Genomic DNA, 3,504 nt, shown 5'->3' with positions numbered 1-3,504 from the left:
GCCCTGAACATTGGCTCATATTGAAAATCATTTAAAACTGCTTCAAAAACAGAACGACTGAATTCGACCAATGGATGATGAAGCATGGCCTTTTTCCGATTGATGAATACAGGAATATCGTATTGAGCAAATGTGGTTTCAATCAATTCATCGTACACTTCGGGTTGGCGATATAAAATCGCAACATCACGATAGCGAAGCTGATCGTCACGAACAAGACTTCGGATACGTCTTGCAACTGCGTGAATTTCTGCCCTTCTACTGTCCGCTTCCACCACAAGTACATGATTATGATCGTCAATGGATGGTACGGGATAACTATGTAAGTTCGCTTCAATATGTTTAATCTCATTTGTCATAAAACGCTTGTTTTCGTTTAAATGGATTGAAGGTTCAATTGCTATGGATTCAGTACGTGCCACTTCCTTTAAACGTTCTGCAGTCTTAGCGGCACTGTGGAATAATGACTGCTCATCCATCAAATCAAGGCTTTCATCATCCAAAGGCAGTGCAATGGTGACGCGTTTCGCATGTTTAATCAGTTCACCGATAATTTCGTATTCCCGGGTTGTCATCGTCACAAAACCATCAATATAAACGTCCGCCTCAGCAATTAATTCCGATTGAACAATTTGCTTGGACAGCAAAGCATAGTAACCTTCGCTGTCAATATAAGCAGTTCCAAGCCGTTCCTCCAAAGCACGCAACAAAACCGTCAAGTCATGTGACTTATCTTGTAAAGTGCGCGGGGCATTCAGTTGTTTAAGAGATTCCTCAAGAGAAATTAAAGTTGTACCGTCAAGGCAGTATCGGGTGAACTCCTTTAACAACATTTCCATCTGGTTAGTAAATCCTCGTTTATTGGCGGCTTGCTTAAAAAGAGAGAACTCTTCCTTGTGTTCTTCAAGCAATCGGCGGATTAACATGCGGTAGCCGAATCCACTGATTTCCTGACGGCTTATCCCTCCTGTTTCCTGTAATACACGCCAAGCCAGTCGTTTGAATGTAGTGACTTGTGTACGGATGATTCCTTTTGAATGATCCATTGCTGAAAGTGCAAATTCAGTGGAAAAGGACATTTGGTCAGGTACCACAAAAAATATAGGCGCACCCAGTGGATTACTCATGGCATTTTCAGTTACTTCATGCCGCATGAATTCAGATTTCCCTACACCAGCTCGTCCGGTAATTAATCGTAATGACACATCCATGCCCCCCTATTAAATCATGTATAAAAAACAAACAAAATCCCGAATATTTTCCTTCCCTCTATTGTACCGAACTACTGCAAGAGGGGGAAATTATTCGGGATTTTCACCTGAGAAATTCATTGTTGCTGATTCAAGTGGCCAGTACCTTGCGACTACTTTTCCAACGATATCTTCTTTGTTGACGAATTGAAAATAACGACTGTCCAAACTTTGTCTGCGATTATCACCAAGAACAAAATACGAATCAGGGGGAATACGTACTGCCCCAGTGATTCCTTCAAGCGTAAAGTTCTCTGTTAATCGGTCGTCGGGGTTTTGATAGGCATCATATGACTGCAAATACGGTTCTTCCACTCTTTGGTTGTTGATAAAGAGCTTGTCGTTCTTGTACGTGAGGACATCTCCTGGTATTCCAATGACTCGTTTTACAAAATCTTCATTGTCAGCGGAATGAAAAACCAAAACATCCAGACGATCAATATCACCAACGGAATACGAAATTTTACTCACTAGTACTTTATCCAAATTGTGGAGTGTAGGCTCCATCGAATGGCCAGAGACGGCATAATTCGTGATAAGAAATGAACGAATGATGACAATGATCATTACTCCGATGACAATCGCTTTTAACCATTCCCATGCCTCTTTTTTCATTGAAGTCAAACCGTTGGCCCCTTCCCTTCCTGTCGTTCTTTTTGAACCAATAAAAAGTTAGCTTCCACCCGTGCATTCAATCTACGTTCAATTTGTTTTCCGATGAACCAAAGCAAAATGATAACGCCAATGACAATAGCAGTCCGTATCGGCTGTGTAATTAGGGCTTTGATATCATAACCGATGAAGCTGATTGTCAAAATCATCACAAATTTCCCAGCCAACAATGTCCATAAATAAGAATTCTTTTTCATGTTAGACAATCCTGCTACCAAATTGACTAATGCTGACGGGGTAAAAGGAAAACATAACAGCAAAAATAATGGAGCGAAACCATGGGTCTCAACCCAATGGATTAATTTTTGAACACGCTCGTGTTTGGTCATGAAACGAAGAAAGCGYGCCCGTCCATATTTTCGAACCAGTAAGAAAACTAAATATGAACCCACAACTGTCCCCGCCCACGATAATAAAAACCCTATCCATAAACCATATGCGCTAGCATTTGCAAAAACGAATACAAATAGGGGTAAAAACGGTAAAAATGCTTCTAAAAATGGTAACAGGAAGCCAATGAGAGGTCCCAGTGAACGATAGTCCCTTGTTAGTTCCAATAAATTTTCAGTTGTTAACCAATCGAACATGTTCCTCATCCTCAAAAAAATTATAGTTATCCTTCAGTTTCCCCGTCGACTGCCAACATCAAACATACTGATAATGGATGATTAAATGAATGACCGTCGTTTCTTCGCTATTATTCACATACCGATGTGTCTGATTTCCGGAAAAAACAAGTGTGTCTCCTTTTAGTAAATCAACTTGTTCACTTTCAAGGATGACTTTCAGTTGTCCATCTACTATTGTAAGCGATTCCTCGACACCTTTCAGGTGAGGGGCACTTTCATAAGAACATAAAGGATCCATTTCAATCCGATAAAACTCCCAGCCCCGTTTTGGATCATACGGAATAATGGAAAWTACACGGTAACGGCCTTCGTCTTCTGTTAAAAAAGGAATATCTGTAGGTGATATTTTTTTTGCATTCAGCCTCGGTGGTTGCAATAAAGATGAGAAGCTGATTTTAAGTCCGTCTGCAATTTTCCAAATGGTAGAAACCGTAGGATTGGATTCACCTTTTTCCATTTGCGCCAATTGTGCTTTACTTACATCCGTCAGTTTGGCGATATCATCTAAACTCATCCCGCGTTGTTGTCGAATCATTTTTAATTGTAGGCCTAAATTACGTCTCATCTGTTCCATCTCTTCACCTCTTATTGTTTACTTTACCATACAGATGTATAATATATTAAACTTTGAAGCGGGAGGAATTCGACCAATGACATTTATGAATGGAATAAGAGCTGGGTTAAGCATTGCCATTGGCTACTTTCCTATCGCATTAACCTTTGGATTACTAGCAAAAACAACCGGGTTGTCTATGTGGGAAGCAACAGCCATGAGTATATTCGTTTTTGCTGGTGCTGCACAATACATATCGTTAACTTTATTATCAACAGGTGTAGACCCTATCTTAATTGTTCTTAATACGTTTGTTGTCAATATCCGACACTTTCTTATGACGGCCTCATTAAATGAAAAGATGCAACCTGATGCACGTTGGAAAAAAGCCATATATGCG

At 40.2% G+C, this 3,504-nt stretch carries 4 protein-coding genes and 1 pseudogene; 1 reads left to right on the top strand and 4 read right to left on the bottom strand.

Annotation, left to right across the window (positions count from 1 at the left end; translation table 11 throughout):
* The 4 genes and pseudogenes from AC1DSB_RS16485 to AC1DSB_RS16470 all read right to left on the bottom strand — a co-directional run.
* Positions 1 to 1,205, bottom strand: a pseudogene (locus AC1DSB_RS16485) (helicase-exonuclease AddAB subunit AddB); the annotation flags it as partial.
* Between the two features lie 96 nt (positions 1,206 to 1,301).
* Positions 1,302 to 1,874, bottom strand: a complete 573-nt coding sequence (lepB, locus tag AC1DSB_RS16480; RefSeq protein WP_016428042.1) for a signal peptidase I — start codon at positions 1,872 to 1,874, stop codon at positions 1,302 to 1,304.
* Entirely contained in the window at positions 1,871 to 2,509 is a 639-nt protein-coding gene (locus tag AC1DSB_RS16475; protein ID WP_342542020.1) for a TVP38/TMEM64 family protein, read from the bottom strand. Before AC1DSB_RS16475 ends, lepB begins: the two co-directional genes overlap by 4 nt.
* Before the next feature lie 58 nt (positions 2,510 to 2,567).
* The gene (locus AC1DSB_RS16470; protein ID WP_477587136.1) at positions 2,568 to 3,125 is read right to left on the bottom strand and encodes a helix-turn-helix domain-containing protein; all 558 of its coding nucleotides are present in this window, start codon (positions 3,123 to 3,125) and stop codon (positions 2,568 to 2,570) included.
* A gap of 76 nt (positions 3,126 to 3,201) precedes the next feature.
* Between AC1DSB_RS16470 and AC1DSB_RS16465 the strand changes: the two genes are divergently transcribed.
* Positions 3,202 to 3,504 (top strand): AzlC family ABC transporter permease (locus AC1DSB_RS16465; RefSeq protein WP_477587135.1); only part of this gene is annotated, 303 nt, incomplete at its 3' end.

The sequence above is a fragment of the Paenisporosarcina sp. P4_E4_2 genome (assembly GCF_056401595.1).
This window is presented reverse-complemented; position numbering and strand designations above follow the sequence as displayed.